General features: G+C 64.6%; 1 protein-coding gene. It reads left to right on the top strand.

Annotated elements, in window-relative coordinates; translation table 11 throughout:
* Window positions 1-1,940: acetate--CoA ligase family protein (locus ABYW26_RS13990; protein ID WP_372605526.1), on the top strand; the 1,940-nt coding region annotated here is incomplete at both ends.

The following is a 1,940-nucleotide window of genomic DNA, read 5'->3' as shown; positions in this document are numbered from 1 at the left end:
GCGGTTCAACTATGCGGGCGACATCTATCCGGTGAATCCCAAGCAGGACCAGATCGACGGTCTGCCCTGCGTGGCGTCGGTCGCGGATCTGCCGAAAGGCGTGGATGCCGCGATCATCGCGATCCCGCAGGCCGGGGTCGAAGATGCCCTGCGTCAGGCGATCGCCCGCGATCTGGGCGGTGCGGTGCTGTTCTCGGCCGGCTATGCCGAGACTGGCCCCGAAGGCCGGGCGGCGCAGGATCGTCTGACCCGGATGGCCAAAGAAGGCGGGCTGGCGCTGGCAGGTCCCAACTGTCTGGGGCTGGTGAATTACGATGGCGGCGTGCCGCTGACCTCGGGGCCGGTGGTGCCGGTCGACCGGCGCGGCAGGCGCGGGCTGGCAGTTCTGGCGCAAAGCGGTGGCATGATGGGGTGTCTGGTCAACGCAAGCGAAGACCGCGACATTCCGTTGTCTTACGCCATCTCGACCGGAAACGAGGCGGTTCTTTCAGTCACCGATTATTTCGAGGCGCTGGTCGAGGACGACGCAAACGGCGTTTTTGCGATCTTTGCCGAACAGATCAAGGACACCCCCCGGTTTCTGCGCACTGCCCGGCGGGCGTATGAGCTGGGCAAGCCGGTGATCCTGCTGCACTCGGGTCGCAGCGTCCGCGCGCAAGAGGCGTCGCTGTCGCATACCGGCTCGGTCGCCAGCAATTACGCCGCGATGGAGGCGGCGGTCAAAGAGGCGCATATCCTGCTGGCTGACGGCATGGATGCGCTGATCGACATTTCCGAACTGATGTCGAAATTCCCGCGACAGCCCGGCAAGGGTCTGGGGATCATCACCGACAGCGGCGCGTTCAAAAGTCTGGCGCTGGACGTGGCCGAGGATGTCGGTCTGAACCTGCCCAAACCCGCCGCGAATTTGCGCCAGCGGTTGCGCGATGTGACCTTTGACTTTGTCGAGCCGGACAATCCGCTGGATGTGACCGGTCAGGCGATGATGGATATCGAGCGCATCTATGGCGACGCCGCCACTGTGCTGCTTGAGGACCCCGAGATCGACGCGGTGCTGGTCTGCCAGATGCCCGGCGCCCCCAGAGTGGTCGAGGCCAAGGCCCGCGCCGTGGTCGAAATTTCCCGCAAACTGGATGCGCCCGTGGGCTGTGTGTTCATCGGCAGCGGCGCCCCAATGCCCGAGGCCGCCAAGGCCGCCTTGGCCGAAGCCTCGGTGCCGTTGTTCCAATCGGGCGAACGTGCCATCCGCGCGCTGGCCACGGTCATGCAATTCGGCGCCGGTCACGGCGTCGCGCAAACCACGGTCGAAATGCCCCCGCAAAGCCTGCCCCATGGCGGCGTCATTGCCGAACACGAGGCCAAGGATTGGCTGCGTAAGGTGATCGGGCTGAAAACACCCGCCGGGGTGATGGCGACCTCAGAGGATGAGGCGACGCAAGGGGCTGACACGCTTGGCTATCCGGTGGTGATGAAAGTGCAGCACGCGCAACTGGCGCATAAATCCGACGTTGGCGGCGTGCTGGTCGGGCTGAAGGATGCGCAGGCGGTCCGCGATGGCTGGCACTGTATTCAGGCCAATGTTCAGGCCGCCAGACCCGGTCAGACCATCGACGGCATCCTGATCGAGAAAATGGGCGCACCGGGGCTGGAACTGGTGATCGGGGCCAAGCGCGACGACCAATGGGGACCGATGATCATGGTCGGTCTGGGCGGTGTCTGGATCGAAGTGCTGAAAGACGTAAAGCTGGTGCCCGCAGGTGCAGGTGCCGATGCGATGAAACGGGCGCTGCTGTCGCTGCGCGGTGCCAAGCTGTTGACCGGCTATCGCGGTGTTCCGCCCGTCGATCTGGATGCGGCCGCCGATCTGGCGGCAAAACTGGGCGCGCTGATGCTGGCTTGTCCGCAGATTCAGGAAATCGATCTGAACCCCGTTCTGGCCT

The sequence above is a fragment of the Actibacterium sp. genome (assembly GCF_041584535.1).
Taxonomy (GTDB): Bacteria; Pseudomonadota; Alphaproteobacteria; order Rhodobacterales; family Rhodobacteraceae; genus Actibacterium_D.
The sequence above is the reverse complement of the archived record's forward strand: the minus strand, read 5'-3'. Positions and strand labels throughout refer to the sequence as shown.